Origin of the sequence: Helicobacter sp. UBA3407 (assembly GCF_949747025.1) — a bacterium.
GTDB classification, from domain to species: Bacteria; Campylobacterota; Campylobacteria; order Campylobacterales; family Helicobacteraceae; genus Helicobacter_D; species Helicobacter_D ganmani.
The window spans coordinates 1-1,667 of the sequence record NZ_CATKCB010000224.1 but is presented as its reverse complement, the minus strand read 5'-3'; the positions used below and the strand labels follow the sequence as shown (position 1 = coordinate 1,667).

At 35.8% G+C, this 1,667-nt stretch carries 2 protein-coding genes; both read right to left on the bottom strand.

Annotation, left to right across the window (positions count from 1 at the left end; translation table 11 throughout):
• A partial coding sequence (locus tag Q1553_RS07890; RefSeq protein ID WP_300842901.1) for a flagellar hook capping FlgD N-terminal domain-containing protein occupies positions 1–818 on the bottom strand: 818 nt, incomplete at its 3' end.
• Positions 819–828: 10 nt separating this feature from the next.
• Positions 829–1,667: flagellar hook-length control protein FliK (locus tag Q1553_RS07885; protein ID WP_300842900.1), on the bottom strand; the 839-nt coding region annotated here is incomplete at its 5' end.

Here is a 1,667-nt window from a genome sequence, read left to right as displayed (position 1 = left end):
GTGCTTAAATATTTGTTAGTTGTTGCATCTAAGTTATATTCTGCACTAATCGTATAATCCCCAGCTTTTACATAGCTACCACCACTATCTTTTGTATCCCACTCAAAATCAATCCAACCACTTTGCCCGTCATAATTTTTAAGACTGATTTCTTTAACAATCGTTTTTTCTTCAGATTCTTTTCCATCTGAACCTGTGGTAACCTTTTTTGTAACAATAGTAATCTTTGGATCACCTTTACTTGCATCAATAGGCTCATCAAAGTAAAGGCTAAATTTTGTTGTCTCATTCTTCTCAAGCGTGATTGTATTTAAACCTGTCTCTGCAATTTTTCCTATTACGCCAATCGCATTATAACCACTCAAAATATTGCTATCTTGAATACTATCAGAGAGCAAGCCTAAAGATTCTAGCATTTTCTTTTGGGATTCTATCATCTTCTCTTGTGCTTCAATAGTTTTTTCGTTTGTTTCTTGCATAGATTCCATTGCGCTTGTCATTTTTTCCATTGCGGCTTTCATTTTTTCCTGCGCTTCCACTTGTGTGAGTTGCGCAGTTTGAGTTAGAATCTCTTGTGTCTCCATTGGAGCAGTTGGGTCTTGGTTTTTAAGTTGCTCTAAAAACAATCGCATAAACGCTTCATTAGACAATGAATTTCCACCGGTTGTGCTTTCATCTTTGGGAATCTCTTTATCATCTAATGGATTTTTCCATTCGTTTTCCTTTGCACTCTCTGTTCCATTTGAACGACTTGTGTTGCTTGTAGTTTGAGGTTGTTGGTAATTTCCATTTAGTCCTGTTGCAGTTGTTGATGACATTCTTTATCCTTTAAGCATAATATGAAAAGTTAATCTCCACAAGTGCCACTTTGGCATAAGGGTTATTCACTTCTTTGTAAATATGTAAGCTATTTTCATTCCACTTTTGAGTATTTTGCGAATTTTCATCAGAATTTTGTGTCAAATTCTGCTCTTTGCGAGGATTCTCCCCTTGATTTTGTCCGCCAAATCCTCCGCTATTTCCTCCATTAGAACCATTGAAATCTCCATTATCTAAAAGATTCCCTGCATTATCTTTAAACTCTAAATTGACATCATTTAAGCCCAAATTGCTCAAGCTATTTTTAAATTCTTGCGCATTTTGCATAAAGAGTTGCAAAGCGGTTTGATTGGAAGTGATTTGCACAGAGACATTTTCTCCGCGTTTAGTAATCGTAAGCTCCACACTTCCCAAATTTTCTGGATTGAGCTCTAAGGACAACCTAGTAATGGGCGGGCGATAATTCTGCAATGCTTCTCTTAGCTTATCGCTAAAATGCAAGAAAGTATTTTGCACACTCAAACGATTCTCTACCTGCGCTTGTGTGCTTGCCTGATAAATCTCTTGATTGATTTTTGCTTTTTTCTCTGTATTCTCTTTGCTTACTTCCAACATCGCCTCTTTGGAAGTTTCTTTTGAACTTTGCGCAGATTTTTCAGTAGTTTTAAGCAGATTTTCTAAGAAAATATCCTGCTGCTTGATGTCTTGTTTTATATTTTCCTCTTTGAACGCATTTCCAAGAGTATTGAGACTCTGTGTTGTGGTGGTTTTTGAATTTTTTATATTTCTTTTATCCTCTTTCTCTTCTTTCAAAAAAGATTCTTTGACTTCCTTTTGTTCTTTAAGAG